The sequence below is a fragment of the Paenibacillus sp. WG02 genome (assembly GCF_055396115.1).
In genome coordinates this window covers 4,625,302-4,648,361 of sequence record NZ_AP036016.1, presented here as the reverse complement: position 1 = coordinate 4,648,361, position 23,060 = coordinate 4,625,302, and the positions used below count along the sequence as shown (strand labels likewise).

Below are 23,060 nucleotides of genomic sequence, written 5' to 3'. Positions count from 1 at the left end.
TGAATTATTCTGTAAGAAAGCGCTTGCCCCAAACATCAGGATAACGTTTGGGCAACGGTTGGATATAGGTTTGGATAGAAGGAGCTGTATGAATTGCCTACTCTCAAAGATATTGCAGATTTAGTCGGAGTCTCCATTTCAACAGCCTCACGTGTAGTACGAAATGACACCAGCAGGCACATCAATCCGGAGACGAAGGCCAAGGTTTGGGAGGCTGTGCGTCAATTGAATTACATACCTAATGAATCGGCGCGTCTCCTTGTGAACAAACAAAAGACAGAGAAAAAGCAGACTAAGCAAATTGGCTGTATCATTCAAACGGCTCGTTTGAACGACGATCACCCTTATTACTCTCCTATCATTACTGCGTTTACCAAGAAAATACTGGAATCCGGTTATTCTCTGGGTTTCATCCATACCTCTGATGAGCTTAAGGACGAAGCGCTGCTGCATCGTTGCATACATGACATTCAAGTCGATGGCATTATTATCGTTGGCGAAGTAGGCCCCGAGATCGTTGACTACTTGTTAAAAGTGGAGGACTTAGCACTGATCGGGATTTGTACGAACGGTACAGAAATTACCATGGTTGATTACGACCGGATTCATGCCGCGAAGTCTGCTGTCGATCATCTCATTTCGCAAGGGCACCAATCCATTGCTTTTGTCGGAGGGCCAGGGCATACAAGTGAATTAAACAGTGAAGAGAGATTTCAGGGCTATAAATTTGCCATGTACGATGCGGGTATTCCATTAAATAAAGAATGGGTGATAGACACCCGGTGGGAAATCGACCGCAGTTATGAGAGTGTCATGGAGCGACTGAAACGAACGGATTTGGAGCGTCCTACGGCGATATTTTCGGCGAGTGATCAATTAGCGATTCCTGCAATGCGAGCTGTGATTGAGAACCAATTGCGTATTCCAGAGGATATTGCCTTCATCTCGATGGATAATATCGATTTTGCCCAATATACCACACCGCCGTTATCGTCAGTTCATGTACCAAAGGTCGAAATAGGCACATCAGCAGCTTCAACCTTGCTGGATATGCTGAATGGAGAGCACCCGCAGCTTTCCAAAGTGCTGCTTCCACATCGACTTATTGTCAGACAATCTTCTGTGTTTACAAGAAAGTAATTTTTTTTGGTTTGTTGGATAACGTTGTCCAGAATTTGGCGCCAATTAATTCCAGGGAAATGAAGGGGGGTGAAATAGGTTTTCGGCGTATGTACGATTGCATGTTCGATTATAAAAAAATGAAAAAAGGGTGATAGCGAAATGGTCAACACTACAAAAAAGGTTGTTCTCATCACAACGCTCATGTCGGCAATGGTTGTTGTAAGCGCTTGCGGTAATTCTGGTTCATCGAACTCTACATCCACAGCAGCTCCCAAAACCGATAGTAAGGCTACGGCTGCAGCATCTGCTGAAAAAGTAACAATTACTTATGGCGGCTGGAGCATGGACACGATGACCGATGTCATCAAAGCGTTCCAAGCGAGTCACCCGAATATTGAAGTAAAAGCGGAGAATACGCCGTACAAACAATATTTCACCAAATTAGAAACAGCCGCTCAAGGCGGGACAATGCCTGACGTGCTTTGGATGAATGGTCCTAATTTCGTCAAGTATGCAGGGAACGGCATGTTAAAGGATTTGACAGAGACGATCAAGACTGATCAATTAGACCTCTCCAAATATCCAACCTCGCTGGTTTCGCTCTATAGTCTGGGCGGCAAAAATTATGGGATTCCTAAAGACTTTGACACGATTGGCTTGTGGTACAACAAAAAGCTGTTCGATGATAAAGGGATTCCGTATCCGGACGGCGCATGGGATTGGAGCAAACTGACGGAAGCGGCTAAGAAACTAACAGACCCTGCCAAGGGCATCTATGGATTCGCTGCTCCAATGATGAACCAGGAGGATTTCTACAACACAATTCTTCAGGCTGGCGGTTATGTCATTTCCGATGATCATAAGAAATCAGGCTTTGATCAACCGGAAGCGATTGAAGGTTTGAAATTTCTAACAGATCTGATTCAAGTTCATAAAGTATCTCCTACGCTAGCTCAAATGACGGAAACGGCTCCTGCCGATATGTTCACATCAGGCAAGCTCGCTATGTATTTTGACGGCTCATGGGCAGCGTTTACGATCAATCAAAACGCTGATATGAAAAACAAGGCAGATGTTGCTGTGCTGCCAAAAGGGAAAAAGCAAGGTGTTGTCATACACGGTCTGGGTAATGTCATATCCGCGAACACCAAACATCCGAAAGAAGCATGGGAATTCGTTAAATTCCTTGGCTCCAAGGAAGCGGCTGAAATCGCTGCGAAGCAAGGCGGAGCGATTCCGGCTTATAAGGGCAGCGAGACTTCCTGGTTAGCAACATTCCCGCAATACAAAGCAAAAGCTTTCATTGACATGGCAGAGTATGCAACGCCATACCCTGTGTCCAAAAATACTTCAGTTTGGAATACTTATGAAACAGATATTTTGAAAAATGCATGGACGGGAGATAAACCGGTAGCTGATGCAGCCAAAGAGCTCGGAGCTAAGATGAACCAAGCATTAGCAGCAGAAAAATAAGGCTCAGGGGATCCGTTTTGGAATGCAACGTTCGAAAGCGGATCTCCTTCCCCAATTCCACTCATAGGAGAGTGAGTAAACATGCGATTCAGCTCGAAGCGACTATCCGATTGGAAGTGGGCATATATCATGATTATGCCACTAATGCTTGGCTTGCTGGTGTTTTATATTTGGCCTGTGTTCCAAACCTTTTATTTTTCCTTTACGGATTGGGGGGCTTTCGGCAAATACACCTGGACAGGCTTATCGAATTACAAGATGCTGTTTACGGATAAAGAGCTGCTTCAAGCTATCCGGAATACTAGTATTTATATCATTCTTGCAGTGCCGATTGGGATCATCCTTGCCATCCTGCTGGCGGTTCTGCTTAATCAAAAGGTCAAAGGCTTGTCCATATACCGCACAATGTATTTTCTTCCGGTCGTAACCATGCCGGCCGCGATTGCTATGGTCTGGAAATGGCTGTACAACTCTGATATTGGTTTGATCAATTACTTACTTGGTTTATTGTCAATTCCTGGTCCTCACTGGTTGACGGATAATCGCACGGCGTTATTATCGATTATTATTGTTGCTATATGGTGTTCCATTGGCAGCCACATGATTATTTTTCTGTCCGGACTCCAAGGTATCTCATCTTCCTACTATGAAGCCGCATCCATTGATGGTGCGGGGCCTGTAACCAAATTTATGCGTATTACGATACCTCTCTTGACGCCAACCATTTTTTTCGTTCTGGTTACTTCATTGATTGGCGCCTTTCAGGTATTCGACTTCATATATATGATGGTAGGCGATATCGTCATGGAATCCACGCAGTCAGTTGTGTTCTTATACTACAAATACGGCTTCTTGCAAAATAACAAGGGCTATGCGTCCTCAATCGCAGTCCTGCTGTTTACCATTATTATGATTATTACTTATATTCAAATGAAAATTCAGAAGAAATGGGTTCACTACGAATGAGGAGGGCGGCTGCATGAACACCAGAATCCATCAACGAAAATCGGTTCAGACCGGGGTTATTCATCTTATTCTTATCCTAGGTGCTGTCATCATGGTAACTCCCTTCATATGGATGTTTCTTACATCGGTGAAAACATTAGGAGAGTCAACCGCGATACCTCCGGTCCTACTTCCTAAAACGTTTCAATGGAGCAATTACACCAAGGTATTTGTGAACTTGCCATTTTTCACTTTTTATTGGAATACCTTTATTACAACGGTGATAAAAGTAATCGGCCAATTAATCATTTGCTCGCTAGCCGCTTATGCTTTTGCGCGAATTAGCTTTCCGGGTCGTCATTTCTTTTTCATTCTGATGCTGTCCGTACTTATGGTGCCGGGTCAAGTATTCCTTATCCCGCAGTATATGATTATGAAAGACTTAGGCTGGCTTAACTCGCTTACAGCACTCATCGTGCCAGGCTTATTCAGCGCTTTCGGCACATTTCTGCTGCGCCAATTTTTCATGACGCTGCCGCACGAGCTGGAAGAAGCCGCTAAGCTTGATGGCTGTAATCAATTTCGTATTTATTGGCAGATCATGCTTCCTTTAGCCAAATCGGGGATGGTTGCTCTCGCCATTTTCACCATGCTGTGGTCATGGAACGATCTGATGTGGCCGCTCATCGTCAACAGCTCACCGGATAAAATGGTGCTCTCAGCGGGCATTGCGTTCCTCCAAGGCGAGCATAAAACGAATTATACGATTATTATGGCAGGCTCTATGATGGCTATTTTGCCTATGATTATTATCTTCTTTATTTTCCAACGCTCATTTATTCAAGGGATTGCTTTTACAGGCAGTAAGTCCTAACAAACGAATAGACATCACAAGGAGAGAAACCAACTATGCAAAAAGTTACAGCCATTCTACTGGGAGCCGGCAGTCGCGGTGCCCATGCTTATGCGCCTTACGCACTCAATTATCCTCATGAGCTTGATATTATCGCGGTAGCGGAACCCGATGAAGATAGAAGGGCAGCGTTTGTTGCTGCTCACCAAATTTCGCAGGAGCATGCCCATTCGGATTGGGAAGAGCTCTTGGCGCAGCCGAAGCTGGCGGATATCGCCATCATTTGTACACAGGATCAGATGCATTATGAGCCGACGCTTAAGGCGCTTGAGCTTGGTTATCACGTCCTTCTTGAGAAGCCGATGTCTCCAAGTCCAGAGGAATGCGTCGAAATGGAGCGTATGGCGAAAAAGTATAATCGCTTACTGACGATATGCCATGTACTGCGTTATACGGCGTTCTGGACGGCGATGAAACGCGTCATCGATGAAGGGAAGATTGGACAAATCGTGTCCATTCAACTCAATGAAAATGTCGGCAATATGCATATGGCGCACAGCTTTGTGCGCGGCAATTGGAATAACTCGGATACTTCGAGTCCGATGATTTTGGCCAAATCGTGCCACGATATGGATATTTTATCGTATATTATGGGCGAGCCTTGCGAGCGTGTGAGTTCATTCGGTTCACTTATGCATTTTAATGAGGAGAACGCGCCAGAAGGAGCTCCAGCACGCTGTCTTGACGGTTGTCCGGCGGAAGCCAACTGCCAATACTATGCGCCCAAATATTATTTGGGCACCGGAAAGAACTGGGCAGCAAAGTTCACAACGGATACGAGTTTAGAAGGCATTCTGGAGGCACTGCGCACAACGCCATACGGCAAATGTGTGTATCGCAGCGATAACAATGTCGTTGACCATCAGGTCGTCAATATGGAATTTGCCAGCGGGGCTACCGCGATGTTCAGCATGTGCGGGTTCACTCGGGATAATACGCGCATTGTGCAGGTCATGGGTACGAAGGGTGAAATTCGAGGAAACATGGAAGAGCATACATTCACTGTCCATGATTTTATGACGAATGAGCAGAATGCGATTCATGTCCATGCATCCGAAGAAGGGCACAGCGGCGGCGATGTGGGCATCGTGCGCAGTTTTCTTCGCGAGGTTCGTGGATATGCAGGTGGAGAGAGTGAATCATCCGCGGCGGCTTCTGTGCGAAGCCATCTGATGGCGTTTGCCGCTGAGGAATCACGTTTGAACGGCGGAAAACCGGTTGAAATTGAGCAATTTTACAAAACATTAGTCAAGGTTTAATGAAAAAAGAACGCAAGCGGCCTTGGTAATTCGGCGGATTGCGTTCTTTCTTTAATGACGGCCGACCAGCCACTTAGTCTTAAATTAAGTAGGCGGATAGTAAATTATGGTTTTATAGACGGCTTTAGCGTCTGATGTATTCGAATACGTATGGGGCCGATCTGCTGTGAAGTGAATGGCATCGCCAGCTTTGAGCGTGTAGCTTTCCTGGGAGATGGTGAGATCGAGTTTTCCTTCTACCATGAGAATGTATTCTTCAACGCCCTCATTATGAGGTTCGGAGGCATGGCTGCAGTCACGATCCATTTCGACGGTATAAATTTCAAAGCTCTTTTGAGGGTGAAAAGGGAAGAGCGGGAACGCGCGATATTGGCCATCTTCCTCCTCAAATGGCGAAAGCCCGGCTGCGCGGACAACTGTAATCTTTGGTTCGGTATCTTCGATTAGACTTGTAAATGAAATTTGTAAGCCGCTCACAATTTTCCAAAGTACGGAAATCGTCGGATTTGAATCTCCCCGTTCAATTTGCCCTAACATCGCTTTACTCACACCAGTCAATTCAGCGACTTGATCTAAGCTTAATCCTCTTGTTTTGCGAATATTTAATAGTTTTCTACCCACCATTTTATGTATCGGTTCGTTCATTTCAGGCCCCCCAAAAATTTATTTTCCGTTTTGTCAAAATGCCTATTTACAATATAACATACATTTGTATAATATGGTATATAGATGATAAAGCGCACGTTTGTGCATTATATTAAACTTTACTTGGGGGGAACCATGATGGGCGCAACCATGATTGGATTGGTTAAAGAGCACAGAGGACCTGGTGCCATTTTGAAAGAAGTTCCTATTCCGACTTGCGGTGCCGATGAAGTTCTTGTCCGCATTAAAGCAACTTCGATTTGCGGAACAGACTTACATATTTACAATTGGGATGCTTGGGCAGATAAAACCGTTGTAACTCCAAACGTCTTTGGTCATGAATTCGCAGGTATAGTTGTGGAAGTCGGAGAACGTGCCACAGGTGTGGCGATCGGTGATTATGTTTCTGCGGAGGGCCACATGGTATGCGGTATCTGTAAAGCATGCCGTACAGGAAATGCACATGTTTGCCCGAATACGAGAAGCTTCGGGATTACGGCACCTGGCTGCTTTGCCGAATATGCCGTTGTGAAGGCGACCAACATTATTCATAATGCTCCTGATCTGCCTTTTGAAATCGCTTGCTTGCAGGATCCGCTCGGTAACGCCGTGCAAACGGTTCTGTCCGGCGACATTGTAGGCAAGTCGGTTGCCATTATTGGTGTGGGCCCGATTGGTTTATTGGCCATTCAAGTAGCAAAGGCTTGCGGAGCAGGAGCTATATATGCCGCGGATATTAACCCTAACCGCTTGGAGCTCGCCAAAAAAATGGGCGCGGATTACACGATTAACGCCATGGAAACGCGTATATCCAAGGCTCTCCGAGAAATGACGGATGGAGAAGGCGTTGAGGTTGTTCTTGAAATGTCCGGAAATCCGCAGGCCATCGTAGACGGATTTGAAGCTGCTGCCAATGCGGGCAGAGTATCCTTGCTCGGTATTCCAACCAAAGAGGTGAGCCTGGACCTAACGAATCAAATTATTTTCAAGGGGCTGCGCGTTGAAGGGATTACAGGGCGAAAGATGTACCAAACTTGGTATCAAATGAAGGGATTACTGAATCAGAAGCGAATTGATCTGGCACCGGTTATTACGCATAGATTTACATTAGATCAGTATGAGGAAGCTTTCCGGTTAATGAATCAAGGTCAATGCGGGAAAATTGTATTTACACATTAGGCGGATGCTTACGAAGCAAGTTTTGCTCCGCAAAACTCTGAGGAGGTTCACATGAACTATTTGAACGATTTGGCAGCGGATATTGAAGGGTGGAAGCGAGAAGGAAGATACCGCTCCATTAAGGTATGGGAGAGCGGTTCCGATTCCTGGATGTACCTCAATGGGAAGAAAGTTCTTCAAATGTCTTCCAATAATTATTTGGGCTTGACCCATCATCCGAAGCTCAAGGAAGCTGCGATCGCAGCAATCGAGAAGTACGGGGTTGGCAGCGGTTCGGTGCGAACGATTACGGGAACTCTCGATATTCACGATGAACTGGAGATCGAGCTAGCCAAGTTTAAAGGCACGGAGGCTGCCCTTGTGTTCCAGTCTGGTTTTACAACGAACCAAGGCGCATTGTCAGCAGTTCTGGGAGCCGATGATGTGGTGATTAGCGATGAGTTGAATCATGCGAGTATCATTGATGGCATTCGCTTGACGAAAGCGAGCCGTAAAATTTTCGCTCACAAGGACATGAATCAGCTTGAAGCCATTTTGAAAGAAACGCAAAAACATCGTAAACGTGTCGTTGTGACGGATGGCGTCTTCAGTATGGATGGCGATATCGCGCCGCTTCCTGACATTGTTCAACTAGCAGAAGCATACGACGCCATTGTGTACGTGGATGATGCCCACGCGAGCGGAGTGCTTGGCACAAACGGTAAAGGTTCGACGGACCATTTCGGTCTTCATGGCAGAGTGCATATCCAAATAGGCACCCTATCCAAAGCAATCGGAGCCGTCGGTGGCTATGTTGCCGGCGCTCAGCTCTTAAAAGAGCATTTGATTCATACGGCAAGGCCGTTTCTGTTCAGCACCTCGCAAACACCTGCCGTTGCAGCTACGTGTTTAGCCGCTATTCAAGTGCTTAAGGAAAGCTCGGATTTAGTAACAAAGCTTTGGGATAACGCGAATGGATTTCGAGCATCTTTACAGCAATTAGGCTTTGACACGGGTGCAAGTGAGACACCTATCATACCGATTATTATAGGCGATCCTGCACAAACCATGCGCTTTTCGGATCGTTTGCTGGAAGAAGGCGTGTTTGCCCAAGGAATTATCTATCCAACGGTTGCCATGGATAAAGGCCGAGTGCGGCTAATTGTTACGGCTCAGCATACAAAGGAAGACTTATCTTTTGCCTTAGATAGATTGCAGAAGGTCGGTCAGGAGTTCGGACTGATTTAGTAAAAGTAAAAGTAAAAGTGCTGCCAACCTCTAAACAAGGTTTGCAGCACTTTTTTGTGCTTTTAGAACCATGCCATATGGATATGTCCAACTCTTAATCTCTCACATAGGATATAGCATCCTATTTTTATAGGAGGTGAGAGAAATGAAAGTGAACTATTATACGTTAGCTTTGGGTTTACTAGGAGCAGCCAAGTTGATATTGAATGCTTACGGATTAGATATTATTCAAGATGATCAAATGAATGCTATTGCTAATGGCGTTGCAGCTGTCCTATCTATAATCGGGGTTTACACCAACCATCAAAAACCTGTCTAATTTCGGATGAAATTGCAGAGGTGATAAGGCTCAGAATTTAGATTCACTTAGGGGCAAATGAAAATTAATGGGCTGGCATTCTTCTTGCCATCTCTTTTTTTTGTTTTCTGTCGATAAAATTGCAAGTATAAGATTTGGTGATTGATAATATTTCGTTATCTGTTGGTAAACAATTAAATAAGATGCGAAAGAAAGGAGCAATGAACATGGGTGACAACGGACCAATCAAACCAAACGGGTCTCAACATGCCGAGAAACCTTCAAACGATCCGGAGAAACAAGGAAGATCCGCAGCTAAGAAAAAATCAAAGTAGTGGATTGAATTTTATCATCTAATGCTTGATTAGCAAGGTTATATCATAGGATCATTGTTAAATTGATAATCACGGCTGCCGAGTGCAGGCGTGATTATTTACGTTAATACATAATAAGTATAATAATAAATTATTTATAGTTACTTGACATTAGTAAGCAAAATACAGTATTATACGAACATAAAGTTTATGACTTTAAAAAAGTTAGTGAAGTAAGGGGGACATAAAAGAGTGAAAAATAATTATCATATTGGCGCATTGATACTAAGAGTGCTGCTAGGAATTACCTTCTTTGCTCATGGTTTTTCTAAGTATCAAGGAGGTATTGGCAATATAGCAGGCTGGTTTGACAGTATCGGTATTCCAGGCTTTATGGCTTACGTCGTGGCTACGATTGAACTGATAGGGGGCCTTGCACTGATTTTAGGTTTTGGTACACGTATTGTATCCGCACTAATGGTAATACTCCTTTTAGTCGCTACTTTTAAAGTGAAATTAGCCGTCGGATTCCTCGGGAATGGTCAAATGGCCGGATACGAATTGGATCTTTCCATGATTGGGGCCGCTATTTATCTTCTCCTAAATGGCAGTTATGTCATTTCCATTGATTCTTTATTCAAAAAGAGTCAAAAACCAACACAGCATATGTAATGTTTCTATGGTCTAAGAGGTTCATTCCAGTAAATAAATGATGGTGGTGTTTTGTTATGGGCTTTCTCGATAAAATTTTTGGAAATACAGCGAAAACGGAGCGAATTAAGATGACGAATGTAAAACTTGCAGTTATATACTACAGTTCAACAGGAACGAACCACACACTTGCCAATTGGGCAGCTGATGGCGGAAGAGAAGCAGGCGCGGAAGTTAGAGTCTTAAAGATTCCTGAACTTGCTCCACAATCAGCCATTGATTCCAATCCAGTTTGGAAGGCGCATGTTGAATCAACTAAGCATATCCCTACTGTCACTTTAGATGATTTAGATTGGGCTGATGCGATTATTTTCAGTATCCCAACACGTTTTGGCAATATGCCAGGTCAAGTGAAACAATTTTTGGATACAACAGGCGGTCTATGGTTCCAAGGGAAACTCGCTAACAAAGTTGTAAGTGCAATGACATCAGCTCAAAATTCACATGGTGGACAAGAGCAAACGATTCTATCTTTATACACAAGTATGTATCATTGGGGTGCAATTGTTGCTGCGCCTGGTTATACAGATCCTGTCATTTTCTCTTCCGGAGGTAATCCTTACGGTACGAGTGTGACTGTTGATCAATCCGGTAAGATGGTTGAAGATGTTGAGAAGTCGGTTATGCATCAAGCGAAGCGTACAGTGACTGTAGCTCGCGCGATTAAAGCAGGCTTAGCTAATTAATTGCTAAATATAAGAAGTGACAGTTAGTCAGATATTGACTGCTGTCACTTTTTTCTTTTGCATAAGAAGAAGCTAGATCGATCATTTGATGGGAAAATGGTATGCGGTGCATCAATAAACATAGATGGTGTATTCATACTTAATAAAGATGTCTTGAGGTGCGGCGAGTAAAGCATCACGAATAATCTTCATGCCGATCCGATAAGCTTGAATGCCATTTTTCGAGGCGTCGAAATGGTTTCCTTCGAACATGCCGAAGTCGAGAAAATCTAGTTTTACGTAATCGATGCCTGCATTTACATAATAGGTGTTCATTAGATATCGGAGATAAGTTTGCGCGGCGGGATGTGTGGCATCAACGATATACGTATTTATATAGGTCTGGATGGGGTTGCCGTTGTCGTCCTTAAGCGCGATGTCTTGAAATGTATATGCCGGTGCACCGGGCACTGGTGTTGATAAGGAATCAAAAATACCAAAGGGTACTGCGTATCCACCTGCTTTCATCCCTTTGCCATGTACATAATTCGCAAAATCCAGAAAATCCGATCCCTGCGACTGGCCGGAGACACCTTTATAACAGCAATCCAGATTCATATACGTATAACCGAGGGGTTTGAGGTGAGCGGCGAAGTAATCGACCGTTGAACGCATGGCTTCGACCGTTGGGAAGTTATAGAAGCTGTTATATCCCATAGGAACACCTTTGTTCCATTCCAGCTTTGGCTCGCCAACAGCGTATGTGCTTCCGAATTGCATGTGTTCTGAATGTCAAATTTTTGGTGCATCAGGTTGCACGTCGAAAAATTGAACATCAACAACGCAAAATATTGGATTGCCCTTTCTTTTTAGTTAGATAGAATGAAGGTGGGGCTCTCTGAGCAACAAAATATGCTCATAAAACGACAGGCTTGATATAATTGTTCTATCAATGATGGGGGGCAGCTAGAATGATCAAGCTTTTCTTGAATCGAAGTATCAAAACGAAAATTGTCTGGATCAGCGTAGTTATTTCAATGATTCCATTACTTTTACTAGCCCTTTTATTTTATAAAACAAGTACGCAATTATTAGAAAATACCATGGTTCGAACGGCAGATCAGAATGCTGACTATTTATCAGACTATCTGGATAAGTATTTTAGTACGATTAATTATTCCGCCCTGCAGGTATACGGTTTTAAAAGCATTATGGATCTAATGGAAAATGGAAGCGATTATAACAATGCTGACATAATCAATGTGAGGGATTCTCTTAGTAATTATTACACGCTGCTGCAAAGTCAGAATGAAGATGTTATTAAAATCATGCTCTATGGGAAAAAGAATACTTTAGAAGAAAGCTGGTCTAGAGCCAGTATTTACGATTCGCTTCAACTAGGGGATGACTTTCCAAATTCGGAAGCCTTACTGGATTTGCCTTTTCAACGAACCTTTATGTTGACTTACTTTGATCAAAAGTTAAAGCAGTCTTTTTTTGTTTATGCCATCACCATTTATGATCCTTATTACAAGAAAAAAATTGGAACCGTTTTATTTTACATTCAAAATAAAGATTTTCAGAAGAGGATTGAGCTGTATAATCGTGCTCCCAATGCCATTGTTCTGCAAAACTCGAAGGGGGAGAGGTTCTATCAGACTAGCGAGGCCTACTCACAAGAAATTAAGGATTATTCAATCTCCTCATTTCCGATTAGTACCGTTAAGCATGAACTGAATTTTAATGACCGTCGAGATCTATTAATAAGTACGTCTTATTTGGATCATGGCAACATTCAGCTAAGCATCGTTTACCCTAACACAGAGTTGAATAAGAACCGTAAATATATTTTATACCTCACCCTTGTCATTCTATTTGTCGTGATCTTATTTATCTATTTATTCTCTCTGATGTCGCAGCAGTATATCACCAAGCCTATTCAAAGGTTAGGAAAGATGATGAAAGCCGTGCGTAATGGCAATTTCTCCGTCTCCTTAAAAGTAAATGATTGGCGGGATGATATCTCTGAATTGTCCAGAAATTTCAATTTCATGACCCGTAAAATTAGTGACTTAATCGAATCGGAGTACGAAATGAAATTACGCAATAAAGAGGCGCAAATCATAGCATTGCAGACGCAAATTAATCCGCATTTCTTATACAACACGTTGCAAACGATTGGTGGGAAGGCGGTACTCAACGGTGATTACGAAGTTCACGAAATGTGCAGTGCGCTCGGAGACATGTTTCGATACAGCTTCTATGAAGGCAATAAGGAATCAACACTAGGTTTGGAGTTGCTGCACGTTAATAATTACTTGCACATTCAAAAATTTCGTTTTGATGAGCTTTTGCAAACAAAAATTGATGTGGAAGAAGGTCTGATGGATTGTCAAATGTTACGATTCGTCCTGCAGCCTATTATAGAAAATGCGATCGTGCATTCTTTGGGAAAAACAGAAAAAACTGTGCTTAATATCCATTTATCTGCCATCCGAGATTCCCAGAATATTATGATTTTGATTCAAGACGACGGGCCTGGTATGAATGATAATGTGCTGACCGATATGCAAAATGCTTTAGAAAACAATGTAGGGACAGTGTATTCCGGTGTTTCTATTGGATTAAAAAATGTGCATGAACGATTGAGAATGGTTTATGGCCCAGAGTATGGCCTACATTTGGAAAGTATTAGGGGTCAAGGGACGAGCGTTTATATCACAATTCCCTATCAAAAGGGAGGTACGGATCATGTATAAAGTCATGGTAGTTGACGATGAACAGTGGGGAAGACGCTCGATTCGCAAGTTAATCGATGAGCTCTCTGTCCATGCAGAGGTAGTTGCAGAGGCCAAACATGGGAAAGAAGCCCTGCAGCTGATTCAGATAAACAAGCCTCACATTGTTGTAACGGATATGAATATGCCGGTTATGGACGGCAAACAGTTTCTGGAGAATCTTTTTCATTTGCACAGGGAGATCAAAGTTATTGTAATCAGCGGATACTCGGAATTTGAAAATTTAAAAGCGGCATTAACGTATCAGGTATGCGACTATGTGCTAAAGCCTGTTTCTGTCACAGATTTAAACAATGCCATCTGTAGGGCCATAGATGCACTGCAAAAAGACGGAGTTCATCGTGAACAAGAGCATCACGCGAATGCTGTATGGAAGTTAAAGCGTGAGGTTTTTCTGCAGCATGTGTCTAATCAGCGCATTGTGAATCAGTCCGATATCATGAAGCAAGCACAAGAATTTAAAATAGCACATTCTTTCAACAGGTATCGCATGGTGATGCTAACTTTGCGTCAATTTAAGCAAGTGTCCGAAAGTAAATTTCACGGAAATGCTGATTTGGTGATGTTTAGCTTGGAAAACATTTTATCCGAAATGTTAAAAAACCAAGCTCCGTTAGTTTTCACTGCGGATGACCGGATGAAATTGTGTGTGATTATGTCTGCAGACGAATTTGATTCGGAACGAATCGAACTTGTGTTAAATGAGTTCCAAGTTGCGGTTCATACCATGCTGAAGGTGGATGTGGTTGTTGGCATTAGCCGTAATATGGATAGATTGGAAACGCTGCCTATCGCTTACGAAGAAGCGCTCTCCGAGCTTTGGAATAATAAATTTCATAAGACCGGTTTATGCGTCTCGAAAGCTGAGTTGAAAGATGAAGTCTCCACTGTTAAAATTCTGTCTTCTTTTGACTTGAAAGCGTTAAAACGTGCCGTAGTCAACAAAGACGAGAAGGAAATCAATCAATGGCTGGAGCAATTCAGGAGAAGAATAACTCTTTCAACTGATATTCGTATTCAAGACGTGCACTATGAATGCACCAAACTGGTAGAGACGCTTGACAGCGGTATGAAGGAGATTTCATATGCCAATCAGGCAATTGTTGATTATCCAAGTCTTCAGCATGTGATGGATATCGACAGCATAAATGTCTGCCTTGATAAAATGAGTGCTCATATTGCCGACTTATGTGTCCACTTTGGCGGGCAAGATTCCTCTTTCTCTGTACAAGAAATTACTGATTTTCTCGGTAAGCATTATTTTGAAGATTTGAGCTTGGTTGATGTGGCTACACGCTTTCATCTGGATCCCAGTTACTTCAGCAAATTGTTTAAAACGGTTACCAATGAGAATTTCATTGAATATTTAACCCGACTGCGTATGGACAAAGCATGTGAGCTCCTCGTCTCCTCAGAACGAAGGGTAAACGAAATCTCCGAATTGATCGGCTACGAGAATCAAAGATACTTTAGTCAGGTATTTAAAAAATTCACGGGTCAAACGCCTTCGGAATACCGGGAATTTCATGGAGGCAGTTCAAAAATCACAAAAAAATGAACATACCTTACACAAGATTTTGTATTACTGTCTGATATGCATACAACTACAATTAGAGATAGAGGAACGTTATGTTCATCTGCAACCTGAATAAGAAAAGGGGATATGGCATGGAAAACAGGATCAGTTTTACCTTATGTACGCTCATTGTGATGGGGTTACTATCGGCGTGTGGAAACAGCGGAACCACGAACTCTTCAACCTCAACTCCTGCTGCAAGCGCAGCGGCAACAGCTGCTGGTACGAGTACGCCCGTCAAGAAAGAAGAAAAAGTTACAATCTCCTTTATGCATTTCAAGAGTGACATTACGGACGGCGTTCAGAAAATTGTTGACCAATTCGAGAAACAAAATCCGAACATCAAGGTCGAAGTGCAGCCGGTTAAATATGATGATTATTACACACTGCTCAAAACGAAAGTCGCTAGCGGCGATGTTATTGACGTATTTTCACTCAATTCAGGGAGTCAAACAAAGCTTCTTGTAGATGGCGGTTATTTACAGGATATTACAGATCAGCCTTTTATGAAAAATTTTGATTCGAGTGTGCTTAAAGAGCAAGCAACCGACGGGAAAAATTACATCATGCCGGTAAACAGCACACCGATCGCCGTTTTTTACAATAAGAAAATCTTTAAAGATCTAGGATTGGAAATTCCTAAAACTTGGGATGCGCTAATGGCTTCAGCCAAGAAAATTAAGGATTCTGGTAAGACGCCGTTTGCTCTAGGTTGGAAAGATGGCTGGCCGCTTGGGATGTGGGTCACTCGTGATATGCCGAGTAATACAGCTCTTATCTTCAATCAACCGGATTTCTTTGAGAAAATGGAAAAAGGTCAGGCCAAATTTGCGGATAATCCAGCAGCAAGAGTAACGATAGAGCATGCCAAGCAATATTTTGAATATGGCAACAAAGATCAACTCGGCGTTGATTACAACGGTGCCGTAGATTTATTCGCCAAAGGCGAAGCCGCAATGATGTACATGGGCACGTGGCCGCTTCCGGATATTGAGAAAAAGAACCCTGACTTGTACAAAAATGACATCGGTTATTTTCCATATCCATTCAGTAATGATGCAAGCAAAAATAAACTGGAATTTAACCCAGATGCCTCTTTGGCTGTAAGCAGCAAATCGACGCATAAAGAAGCGGCTTTGAAATTCCTGGCCTTTTTTGGAAGTAAAGAGGGCGGAGACGCATGGGTAAATAACACCAAATCGCTGAGCTACGTGAAAGGTGCAGTCACTAATATCGCTCCAGCGGTTGATGATTTAAAGCCGTATATTGAAGCAGGAAACATCTATAATTCACAAACTTACTTGGCAAAATCGACGATTGATTGGGCAGGCCAATTTAATCGGGACTTGCAAAAATTGGTATTCAACAAGATGACGGCCGACGAAATCATTAAAGATATGGATAACTGGGTCGAAAAGAATCATAAATAAGCTTAAGTAATAGGGCATGTAATGGCAGGTGAGTCTGCCTGGATGAACGTTTAAACCTTCATTAGGCAGACTCTTCTTACTTTGTGCTGCTGTTATATCGCTGGAAAGGACTTCATGATGAAAGCTTTGAAACGCTTATGGAAAATTGAGTCATGGTATGTTTTGTTTACACTTCCGGGTTTGTGTTTATTTATATTCGCGCTTGTTATTCCCTTAGCGATGGGGATCAAGTATTCTTTTACCGATTGGGACGGAGTTTCCACAACGCTTCACTACACGGGCTGGGATAACTATGTCCAAGCCATTGGGGATAGTGACTTCTGGAGGGCCTTAACGAACACCTTCAAATACGCCATCATTTTGACCATTTTGGTCAATAGTATATCGCTGCTATTTGCAATAATTTTGGATTCCTTTCTGAAGTTTAAAAACATCTTTCGAACGATATTTTTCTTGCCGGGCGTCATTTCGATTGTATTGTCCGGGTTTATTTGGAGCTATAACTACAGTAAAGGGCTGCCTAATTTATTGAAACTAGTTGGGATAGATGGTGTGACGAGTCCATTAGGAAACCCAAGCTACGCCTTGTGGGGGATCATTGTGGTTGCTGTCTGGCAGGGAATTGGCACGCCGATGATTATTTTCATAGCGGGATTACAGAATATCCCGAGTGAATTAATCGAAAGCGCTAAGATGGATGGAGCCGGTGTCAGACATACCTTTTGGCATATCACCTTACCATTAATTGCGCCTTCCATTACGATCAATATGGTTCTGGTATTGACAGGAGCACTCAAGGTATTTGATTTAGTGTATGTGACAACGAACGGTGGTCCAGGATTTTCTACGGATGTGCTTACCACCTTTATTTATCGTGCTTCGTTTGCTTCGCTTAAGGGCGGCTATGGTACCGCATTATCGATGATCTTTTTCATTTTGCTTGTTGTCGTTACCCTCATTCAAATTAAGATATTTAGAAAAAAGGAAGTGGAATTATAGTGAAACAGACGCAGGTTGCTGTCTTCGTGTTAATGTTGCTTCTGTCACTAACCTTTCTGTTTCCTTTTTATGTAGCCATCCTCATGTCACTGAAAACGAGTCAGGAAACTTTCTTATCCTTCTATGGTCTTCCCTCGGGAGTCAATCTTGCGAATTATATTCATGCCTGGAATACTTCCCATTATCCTAGAGCCATTATGAATAGCTTCCTTGTTACGACAGGTGCGGTTGTACTCATCATTACTGTTTCCTCTCTGGCAGGATATGCCATTGCAAGAAGAACAGGGTTATATTTTCAACTCATTTTCCTCTTATTTTTAGCGGGAATCATGGTGCCTTTTCAGATTACGATGCTGCCTCTTTATCAGTTGGGGAAAATGTTTCATATGATCAATACGCGTTGGGGCATCATTTTGATTTATGGCGGCGCTGGCGTTCAAACCGGTGTATTCTTCTTTACAGGATTCATTAAAGCCATTTCGAGAGAATTGGAAGAGGCAGCCAAAATAGACGGGTGCTCTGTGCCGGGGATTTTCTTTCGGATCATTTTTCCCTTGTTAAAGCCGGTGACAGCTACAGTCATGGTACTGAATACGCTTTACATATGGAATGATTTCCTGCTTCCGTTACTTTTTCTGCAAAAAGAGAAATTGCGTACAATTCCGCTCCAGCAGTATTATTTTTTCGGTCAATACAGCAGTGATCTCAACCTGGCATTTGCTTATGCGGTGATGGGGATGATTCCAATCGTTGCTTTCTTCTTACTTATGCAGAAATTTATTGTAAAAGGCATTACCGCAGGAGCAATCAAAGGGTAACATTAAATTACAACAATGGGGTGGCTTCCATGTCGATAACCTTTCACGAAGATTTGCGATTGTTCGAAATTCAATTGAGAAGTACGTCCTATCTGTTCGGTATCAACGAAAAGGGGATCTTGCAGCAGGTTTATTGGGGAGAAACGGTTGATGCGCGGGAATGTGGGTATCTTCTTAAGAGCCATCACCACAGTTCATTCGATGCGGAATTGGAACGGGAGATGGAGGAATATGGCTGTTGGGGTGGAAGCAGTTATGTGGAACCTTGCTTGAAAGCACGGTTTCATGATGGTGTAAGAGATTTGAAAATGGCCTATATCGGGTATGAAATACAATCTACGGATACTTTAATCGTTCAGCTCAAAGATGTTTATTATGATTTCGCTGTGAACATTCATTATAAAATGGTTTACCACCTTGATTTAATTGAGAGACATGTTGAAGTATGGAATCAAAGTAAGGAAGACATCGTGATTGAACAGCTGATGTCCGCTGCATGGTCATTACCTTCTCTTTCGGACTATCGTCTGACTCACGTTTCGGGGAGATGGGCGGGGAATTCCAGCTGAGAGAGACGATGCTGTCGGAAGGTAAGCAAACACTTGAATCGAGAAGAGGCTTCACAGGACCGCATGCGAATCCTTGGTTTGCGATTGATAATGGCAAAGCTGACGAAGCTTCAGGTAAAGTCTGGTTCGGTGTGCTCGGTTGGAGTGGAAATTGGAAAATCGTTATGGAGAAGTCCAACTTTAATCATGTCAGAGTCGTAGGCGGCATAAACGATTTTGATAGTTCGATTATGTTACATGCCGGAGAAGTATTCACTTCCCCTTCCTTTATTGGTGGTTTCACCTCTTCTGGGTTTGGTGATATGAGCAGAAAGCTGCATACGTATCAAAGGGAAGCAATTTTTCCTTCTCGAGCTCCACGAAGAGTGCTTTACAATTCTTGGGAAGCTACCTATTTCGACGTGGAGGCCAAGGGACAGAAGGAGCTGGCACAATCAGCTGCCCGTCTTGGTGTAGAGCTGTTTGTCGTGGATGACGGATGGTTTGGCAGCCGAAACAGCGATAAAGCTGGACTTGGGGATTGGTATGTAAACCCGTCCAAATTTCCGAACGGTCTTCACGAGCTGATTGATGAAGTGACGAGCTTGGGGATGGATTTTGGCCTTTGGGTAGAACCAGAGGCTGTGAATCCAGATAGCGATCTTTATCGAAAGCATCCGGATTGGGTTTATCAATTTCCTACACGAGAAGGCACCCAACTTAGGAATGAGTACACGTTGAATGTAGGTAAACCGGAAGTTAAGCAATTTATTTTGGATTTCATGACGGACTTATTAAGTACCAATCAGATCTCTTTTATCAAATGGGACATGAACCGTACCATTACAGAACCGGGAACGAGTTACAAATTTCAAAATCCGAATCATGCCATATGGGTTAAACATGTACAGAATTTATATGAGATATGGGCTGAACTAAGAAAAAGGTTTCCTGACGTTGAATTTGAATCATGCGCAGGCGGGGGAGCACGGATTGATTTCGGTATCCTGCGATATGCGGATCAAGTCTGGCCTAGCGACAATACGGACGCCTTCGATCGGCTTAGCATTCAGGAGGGCTTCTCGTATGTGTATAGTCCTCATGTGATGATGTGTTGGGTCACGGATTCACCGCACGGTTTAAATGGAAGAAAACTTCCATTATCATTTCGCTTTCATAGTGCCATGATGGGGGGATTGGGCATTGGAGCGAACTTGAAGCAATGGTCGGAAGACGAGTTTCAAGAGGCGTCCACTTTCATTCAGTTATATAAACAAATAAGGCCGATTATTAGTGCGGGAAATCTATATCGGCTGCACTCCCTTCGAGAATCTAATTTCGCAGCAGTCCAGTATATAAGTACAGATGGCAGTGAGGCCGTTGTTTTTGTCTTTTTGCATGCTCAGCGATTTGCCTCTGAATTACCTCGATTATATCTTCAAGGTCTTGAGCCAGATGTTGACTATCAGGTTTTTGGGATTGAAAACGGCCCCATTCAATTCAAGGGTAAAAATTTAATGCATGTCGGCTTAAAGGTAAAGCTAACAGGGGATTTTGACAGTAAATTGATTCGATTGAAAAGACTCTGAAGAGGGTAGAAACCGTTTCATTTCCTTAAAGGGGGAAGAAGCGGTTTTTTTCGGCACGCAGGTTGTTCGAAGGAGACCTTCGATTCATTCGTCCAATTTTGCTCTGCATTGAGGTGTCTTAAATCGGGTTCAAATCTCCTAAATGCTGAATTGAGGTTGCTTAATGAATGATGTTGCAGAAAGTGCAACAATTGTGCCAAAATCTCACCTCTTTCCCTACATTGTTGCATAATGTACAACAAATTGGCATTATAAAGGCGATTTCTCATCAAATGGTCTCGAATTGTTGTACAAACTATAACTTCAACTTGCAAAATAGCCTTGAGCGTGTGTATTGTTGCAGAAATTACAACATTGTTAGCCACACTATTGCTCATCTGCCCTCACAAAAGCCGAATGCTCTAAGGAGTTGAATACCTGTAGTAAATCAATTGACGGTCGTAGTAGTCTTGTAATCTATTATTTGTAAAAGTACCCATTGTAAGTGATATAATAGTCTTGTTGATTTACATATTCTGGTGTGTAGAAGGAGAGACAAGAATGAGTCCAATTCGATCCCTACCAAGAAGTCAGCCTGAGCGTCAAGGTATCGCGTCTTCCTCGATTACGAGCTTTCTAAAAGAAATTCAAGACCGCAGTCTAGAGCTTCATAGCTTCATGCTCCTCCGACATGGGCACGTTGTTTCGGAAGGATGGTGGACACCTTATTTGCCTGAACGTCCGCATATGCTATTTTCCTTAACTAAAAGCTTTGCTTCAACAGCCATCGGATTGTTAGTGGGAGAAGGGCGAGTCTCGCTCGATGACCGGGTTGTCTCCTTTTTCCCTGAGGATTTGCCGCCAGAAGTTTCACCTAACCTAGCTGCAATGACCATCCGACACTTACTCATGATGGGTACAGGTCATGCGCAAGATACGAGTGGAAAGATGCAGTCAACCGATAACTGGGTCAACAATTTCTTAAACATTCCCGTGGAACATGAGCCAGGTACGCATTTCGTGTATAACAGCGGGGCGACTTATATGCTTTCGGCCATTTTACAGAAGGTAACCGGTCAAACGTTACTGGACTATTTGCAGCCGCGACTGTTGGAACCGCTGGATATCCAAGGTGCCACTTCGGAAAGCTGCCCTCGCGGCATCCACATTGGCGGCTGGGGAATGAAGATCAAAACCGAGGATATTGCCAAGTTTGGACAGCTATATTTACAAAAAGGTCAATGGGATGGGAACCAGCTCATTCCTGAGATTTGGATAGAAGAAGCGACAACGAAGCAAATTTCCAATGACTCCAGCACCAATAATGACTGGTCTCAAGGGTATGGGTATCAATTCTGGAGATGCCGTCACGGCGCATATCGAGGAGACGGAGCTTTCGGGCAGTTCTGCATTGTTCTCCCGGAGCAGGATGCCGTCATCGCGATAACGTCTGGAGTCAATAACATGCAAGACGTACTTGATGTAGTCTGGGAGCATCTGCTGCCTGCCATGAAAACCGAAGAGCTGCCTGTGGACACGGAAGCCTATGAGTCGCTAACCCATGTGCTGCATGGACTGAGCTTAGAACCGCCGCGATTTCTTTCAAGCTCAGCGCTGGAGACCAGCATATCGGGAATCGAGTTTGAGTTAGAAGAAAATGAGGAGCAAATTCAAACATTTTCCATTGATTTTACAGAGGATTCAGCCAATGTTACGGTTCAAAATAACGCAGGGAAACATACGATTTACTTTGGTAGAAACGAATGGTTGGAGGGAATCTATACACTGCATATGAGACAGAAAAATGTCGCATTCGGCTCAGCAACATGGCAGGATTCGAATATGCTCTTATTAACGTTAAGATACGTGGAAGCGCCATTTTGCGTAACTGTCGTATGTACGTTCAATGATGGAAGTTTACAGCTGCAATTTCGACAGAACGTTAGGTTCGGCAATGAGGAGCCTAAGTGGATTCAAGGAAAAGTTAGTTGAACGTTAGTTGAAGAAAGGAAAGGTCGGTCTGCCGCAGCAGACTGACCTTTTTCTATATGCTTTAGGCACAGTGACAGAAGGGAAATTGACATGCGCGCGTTACTGGAAGCAGCAGCCCATGCCAATTATGGTGGTTTGTTAGCGCTTGAGCTATGGCACCCCGTAGAAACGAACCCTGTATGCACGATGGCAGAGGATGTCCAGAGTTCCATCGCTTTTTTACGGGAGAGCGTGGAGAATCTGTAGGGTTAATGATTATAAGTCTGTACAAGTTAAATCATATAGCACGGATACTTTTATCAAAAACCGAGAGAACGAGAAAAACGGCTTGCTAAAAGGTCTGTCGATGGAGAGATACTATGGCCGGCAAAATTAAGTCTGTGGTATTTCAGACCTCCCGGAGAGTGTCCTCCTACTTGGTATAATCAGCCTTTTGTAGGTCGTTATAAAAAGCATTGCTTTTATCAACCATTAGGAACCGAGTGCGAAAATATTTATAATACGTACTAAAACAGGTGTGAACTGATCGGAGCCGAAAGGCTTCTTTTTTATTTCTTGACAGCTGCCATGAAATGGCATA

The 23,060-nt window shown here is 43.1% G+C and carries 20 protein-coding genes and 2 pseudogenes; 20 read left to right on the top strand and 2 right to left on the bottom strand.

Features of this window, described 5'->3' with window-relative positions:
- Positions 1–93: 93 nt before the first annotated feature.
- From ACBP55_RS21025 to ACBP55_RS21005, 5 genes are all read left to right on the top strand, one after another.
- Positions 94–1,140 carry a LacI family DNA-binding transcriptional regulator gene (locus ACBP55_RS21025; RefSeq protein WP_464644705.1) on the top strand — a complete coding sequence of 349 codons (1,047 nt, stop codon included), beginning with the start codon at positions 94–96 and terminating at the stop codon, positions 1,138–1,140.
- Between the two features lie 141 nt (positions 1,141–1,281).
- Complete coding sequence (locus ACBP55_RS21020; protein ID WP_464644704.1) at positions 1,282–2,595, top strand: ABC transporter substrate-binding protein; 1,314 nt, start codon at positions 1,282–1,284, stop codon at positions 2,593–2,595.
- 81 nt (positions 2,596–2,676) lie between these two features.
- Complete coding sequence (locus tag ACBP55_RS21015; RefSeq protein ID WP_464644702.1) at positions 2,677–3,561, top strand: carbohydrate ABC transporter permease; 885 nt, start codon at positions 2,677–2,679, stop codon at positions 3,559–3,561.
- A 13-nt stretch (positions 3,562–3,574) separates the two neighbouring features.
- Entirely contained in the window at positions 3,575–4,414 is an 840-nt protein-coding gene (locus ACBP55_RS21010) for a carbohydrate ABC transporter permease (protein ID WP_464644700.1), read from the top strand.
- Positions 4,415–4,449: 35 nt separating this feature from the next.
- Positions 4,450–5,712, top strand: coding sequence for a Gfo/Idh/MocA family protein (locus tag ACBP55_RS21005; RefSeq protein WP_464644699.1), 1,263 nt, complete (start codon positions 4,450–4,452; stop codon positions 5,710–5,712).
- 84 nt (positions 5,713–5,796) lie between these two features.
- On the opposite strand, the gene ACBP55_RS21000 is transcribed toward ACBP55_RS21005, so the two are convergent.
- Positions 5,797–6,357, bottom strand: a complete 561-nt coding sequence (locus tag ACBP55_RS21000; protein ID WP_464644697.1) for a helix-turn-helix domain-containing protein — start codon at positions 6,355–6,357, stop codon at positions 5,797–5,799.
- A 138-nt stretch (positions 6,358–6,495) separates the two neighbouring features.
- Between ACBP55_RS21000 and tdh the strand changes: the two genes are divergently transcribed.
- The 5 genes from tdh to wrbA all read left to right on the top strand — a co-directional run bounded on the left by tdh (position 6,496) and on the right by wrbA (position 10,772).
- Positions 6,496–7,536: an L-threonine 3-dehydrogenase gene (gene tdh / locus ACBP55_RS20995; protein WP_464653367.1), complete on the top strand. Its 1,041-nt coding sequence runs from the start codon at positions 6,496–6,498 to the stop codon at positions 7,534–7,536.
- A gap of 51 nt (positions 7,537–7,587) precedes the next feature.
- A complete protein-coding gene (locus tag ACBP55_RS20990; RefSeq protein WP_464644695.1) occupies positions 7,588–8,763 on the top strand; it encodes a glycine C-acetyltransferase in 1,176 nt (391 codons plus the stop codon).
- Positions 8,764–8,908: 145 nt separating this feature from the next.
- The gene (locus ACBP55_RS20985; RefSeq protein ID WP_464644694.1) at positions 8,909–9,082 is read left to right on the top strand and encodes a hypothetical protein; all 174 of its coding nucleotides are present in this window, start codon (positions 8,909–8,911) and stop codon (positions 9,080–9,082) included.
- A gap of 545 nt (positions 9,083–9,627) precedes the next feature.
- A complete protein-coding gene (locus tag ACBP55_RS20980; RefSeq protein ID WP_464644693.1) occupies positions 9,628–10,047 on the top strand; it encodes a DoxX family protein in 420 nt (139 codons plus the stop codon).
- Between the two features lie 110 nt (positions 10,048–10,157).
- Positions 10,158–10,772 (top strand): NAD(P)H:quinone oxidoreductase, encoded by a 615-nt coding sequence (gene wrbA / locus ACBP55_RS20975; protein WP_464644692.1) that lies wholly within the window; start codon positions 10,158–10,160, stop codon positions 10,770–10,772.
- Positions 10,773–10,883: 111 nt separating this feature from the next.
- Here wrbA and ACBP55_RS20970 read toward each other — a convergent pair whose 3' ends face one another.
- Positions 10,884–11,531 carry an alpha-amylase family protein gene (locus ACBP55_RS20970; RefSeq protein WP_464644691.1) on the bottom strand — a complete coding sequence of 216 codons (648 nt, stop codon included), beginning with the start codon at positions 11,529–11,531 and terminating at the stop codon, positions 10,884–10,886.
- Between the two features lie 191 nt (positions 11,532–11,722).
- Between ACBP55_RS20970 and ACBP55_RS20965 the strand changes: the two genes are divergently transcribed.
- From ACBP55_RS20965 to ACBP55_RS20920, 10 genes and pseudogenes are all read left to right on the top strand, one after another.
- The gene (locus tag ACBP55_RS20965; protein ID WP_464644690.1) at positions 11,723–13,510 is read left to right on the top strand and encodes a sensor histidine kinase; all 1,788 of its coding nucleotides are present in this window, start codon (positions 11,723–11,725) and stop codon (positions 13,508–13,510) included.
- A complete protein-coding gene (locus ACBP55_RS20960) occupies positions 13,503–15,107 on the top strand; it encodes a helix-turn-helix domain-containing protein (protein WP_464644689.1) in 1,605 nt (534 codons plus the stop codon). The genes ACBP55_RS20965 and ACBP55_RS20960 overlap by 8 nt, the downstream gene beginning before the upstream one ends.
- 110 nt (positions 15,108–15,217) lie before the next feature.
- Positions 15,218–16,555 carry an ABC transporter substrate-binding protein gene (locus ACBP55_RS20955; protein WP_464644687.1) on the top strand — a complete coding sequence of 446 codons (1,338 nt, stop codon included), beginning with the start codon at positions 15,218–15,220 and terminating at the stop codon, positions 16,553–16,555.
- Positions 16,556–16,669: 114 nt separating this feature from the next.
- Complete coding sequence (locus ACBP55_RS20950) at positions 16,670–17,554, top strand: carbohydrate ABC transporter permease (protein WP_464644685.1); 885 nt, start codon at positions 16,670–16,672, stop codon at positions 17,552–17,554.
- On the top strand, positions 17,554–18,372 hold the full coding sequence (locus ACBP55_RS20945) for a carbohydrate ABC transporter permease (protein ID WP_464644684.1): 819 nt from the start codon (positions 17,554–17,556) through the stop codon (positions 18,370–18,372). Before ACBP55_RS20950 ends, ACBP55_RS20945 begins: the two co-directional genes overlap by 1 nt.
- Before the next feature lie 29 nt (positions 18,373–18,401).
- A pseudogene (locus ACBP55_RS20940) lies at positions 18,402–19,117 on the top strand (glycoside hydrolase family 36 N-terminal domain-containing protein); the annotation flags it as partial.
- Positions 19,106–20,509, top strand: coding sequence for an alpha-galactosidase (locus ACBP55_RS20935; RefSeq protein WP_464653366.1), 1,404 nt, complete (start codon positions 19,106–19,108; stop codon positions 20,507–20,509). The pseudogene ACBP55_RS20940 and the gene ACBP55_RS20935, both read left to right, overlap by 12 nt.
- Positions 20,510–21,049: 540 nt before the next feature.
- Positions 21,050–22,480 (top strand): serine hydrolase domain-containing protein, encoded by a 1,431-nt coding sequence (locus tag ACBP55_RS20930; RefSeq protein WP_464644683.1) that lies wholly within the window; start codon positions 21,050–21,052, stop codon positions 22,478–22,480.
- A gap of 90 nt (positions 22,481–22,570) precedes the next feature.
- On the top strand, positions 22,571–22,726 hold the full coding sequence (locus ACBP55_RS20925; RefSeq protein ID WP_464644681.1) for a hypothetical protein: 156 nt from the start codon (positions 22,571–22,573) through the stop codon (positions 22,724–22,726).
- A 42-nt stretch (positions 22,727–22,768) separates the two neighbouring features.
- Positions 22,769–22,990: pseudogene (locus ACBP55_RS20920) on the top strand (cell wall hydrolase); the annotation flags it as partial.
- Positions 22,991–23,060 lie beyond the last annotated feature (70 nt).

Bases quoted from the DNA above. Each gene is read 5' to 3' on its own strand.
- ACBP55_RS20935 (WP_464653366.1), top strand. From the start codon at position 19,106: ATGGAGAAGTCCAACTTTAATCATGTCAGAGTCGTAGGCGGCATAAAC.
- ACBP55_RS20930 (WP_464644683.1), top strand. From the start codon at position 21,050: ATGAGTCCAATTCGATCCCTACCAAGAAGTCAGCCTGAGCGTCAAGGT.
- ACBP55_RS21020 (WP_464644704.1), top strand. From the start codon at position 1,282: ATGGTCAACACTACAAAAAAGGTTGTTCTCATCACAACGCTCATGTCG.
- ACBP55_RS20965 (WP_464644690.1), top strand. From the start codon at position 11,723: ATGATCAAGCTTTTCTTGAATCGAAGTATCAAAACGAAAATTGTCTGG.
- ACBP55_RS21005 (WP_464644699.1), top strand. From the start codon at position 4,450: ATGCAAAAAGTTACAGCCATTCTACTGGGAGCCGGCAGTCGCGGTGCC.
- ACBP55_RS20950 (WP_464644685.1), top strand. From the start codon at position 16,670: ATGATGAAAGCTTTGAAACGCTTATGGAAAATTGAGTCATGGTATGTT.
- ACBP55_RS20990 (WP_464644695.1), top strand. From the start codon at position 7,588: ATGAACTATTTGAACGATTTGGCAGCGGATATTGAAGGGTGGAAGCGA.
- ACBP55_RS20985 (WP_464644694.1), top strand. From the start codon at position 8,909: ATGAAAGTGAACTATTATACGTTAGCTTTGGGTTTACTAGGAGCAGCC.
- wrbA (WP_464644692.1), top strand. From the start codon at position 10,158: ATGACGAATGTAAAACTTGCAGTTATATACTACAGTTCAACAGGAACG.
- tdh (WP_464653367.1), top strand. From the start codon at position 6,496: ATGGGCGCAACCATGATTGGATTGGTTAAAGAGCACAGAGGACCTGGT.
- ACBP55_RS21015 (WP_464644702.1), top strand. From the start codon at position 2,677: ATGCGATTCAGCTCGAAGCGACTATCCGATTGGAAGTGGGCATATATC.
- ACBP55_RS20955 (WP_464644687.1), top strand. From the start codon at position 15,218: ATGGAAAACAGGATCAGTTTTACCTTATGTACGCTCATTGTGATGGGG.
- ACBP55_RS21000 (WP_464644697.1), bottom strand. From the start codon at position 6,357: ATGAACGAACCGATACATAAAATGGTGGGTAGAAAACTATTAAATATT.
- ACBP55_RS20970 (WP_464644691.1), bottom strand. From the start codon at position 11,531: ATGCAATTCGGAAGCACATACGCTGTTGGCGAGCCAAAGCTGGAATGG.
- ACBP55_RS21010 (WP_464644700.1), top strand. From the start codon at position 3,575: ATGAACACCAGAATCCATCAACGAAAATCGGTTCAGACCGGGGTTATT.
- ACBP55_RS20925 (WP_464644681.1), top strand. From the start codon at position 22,571: ATGCGCGCGTTACTGGAAGCAGCAGCCCATGCCAATTATGGTGGTTTG.
- ACBP55_RS20960 (WP_464644689.1), top strand. From the start codon at position 13,503: ATGTATAAAGTCATGGTAGTTGACGATGAACAGTGGGGAAGACGCTCG.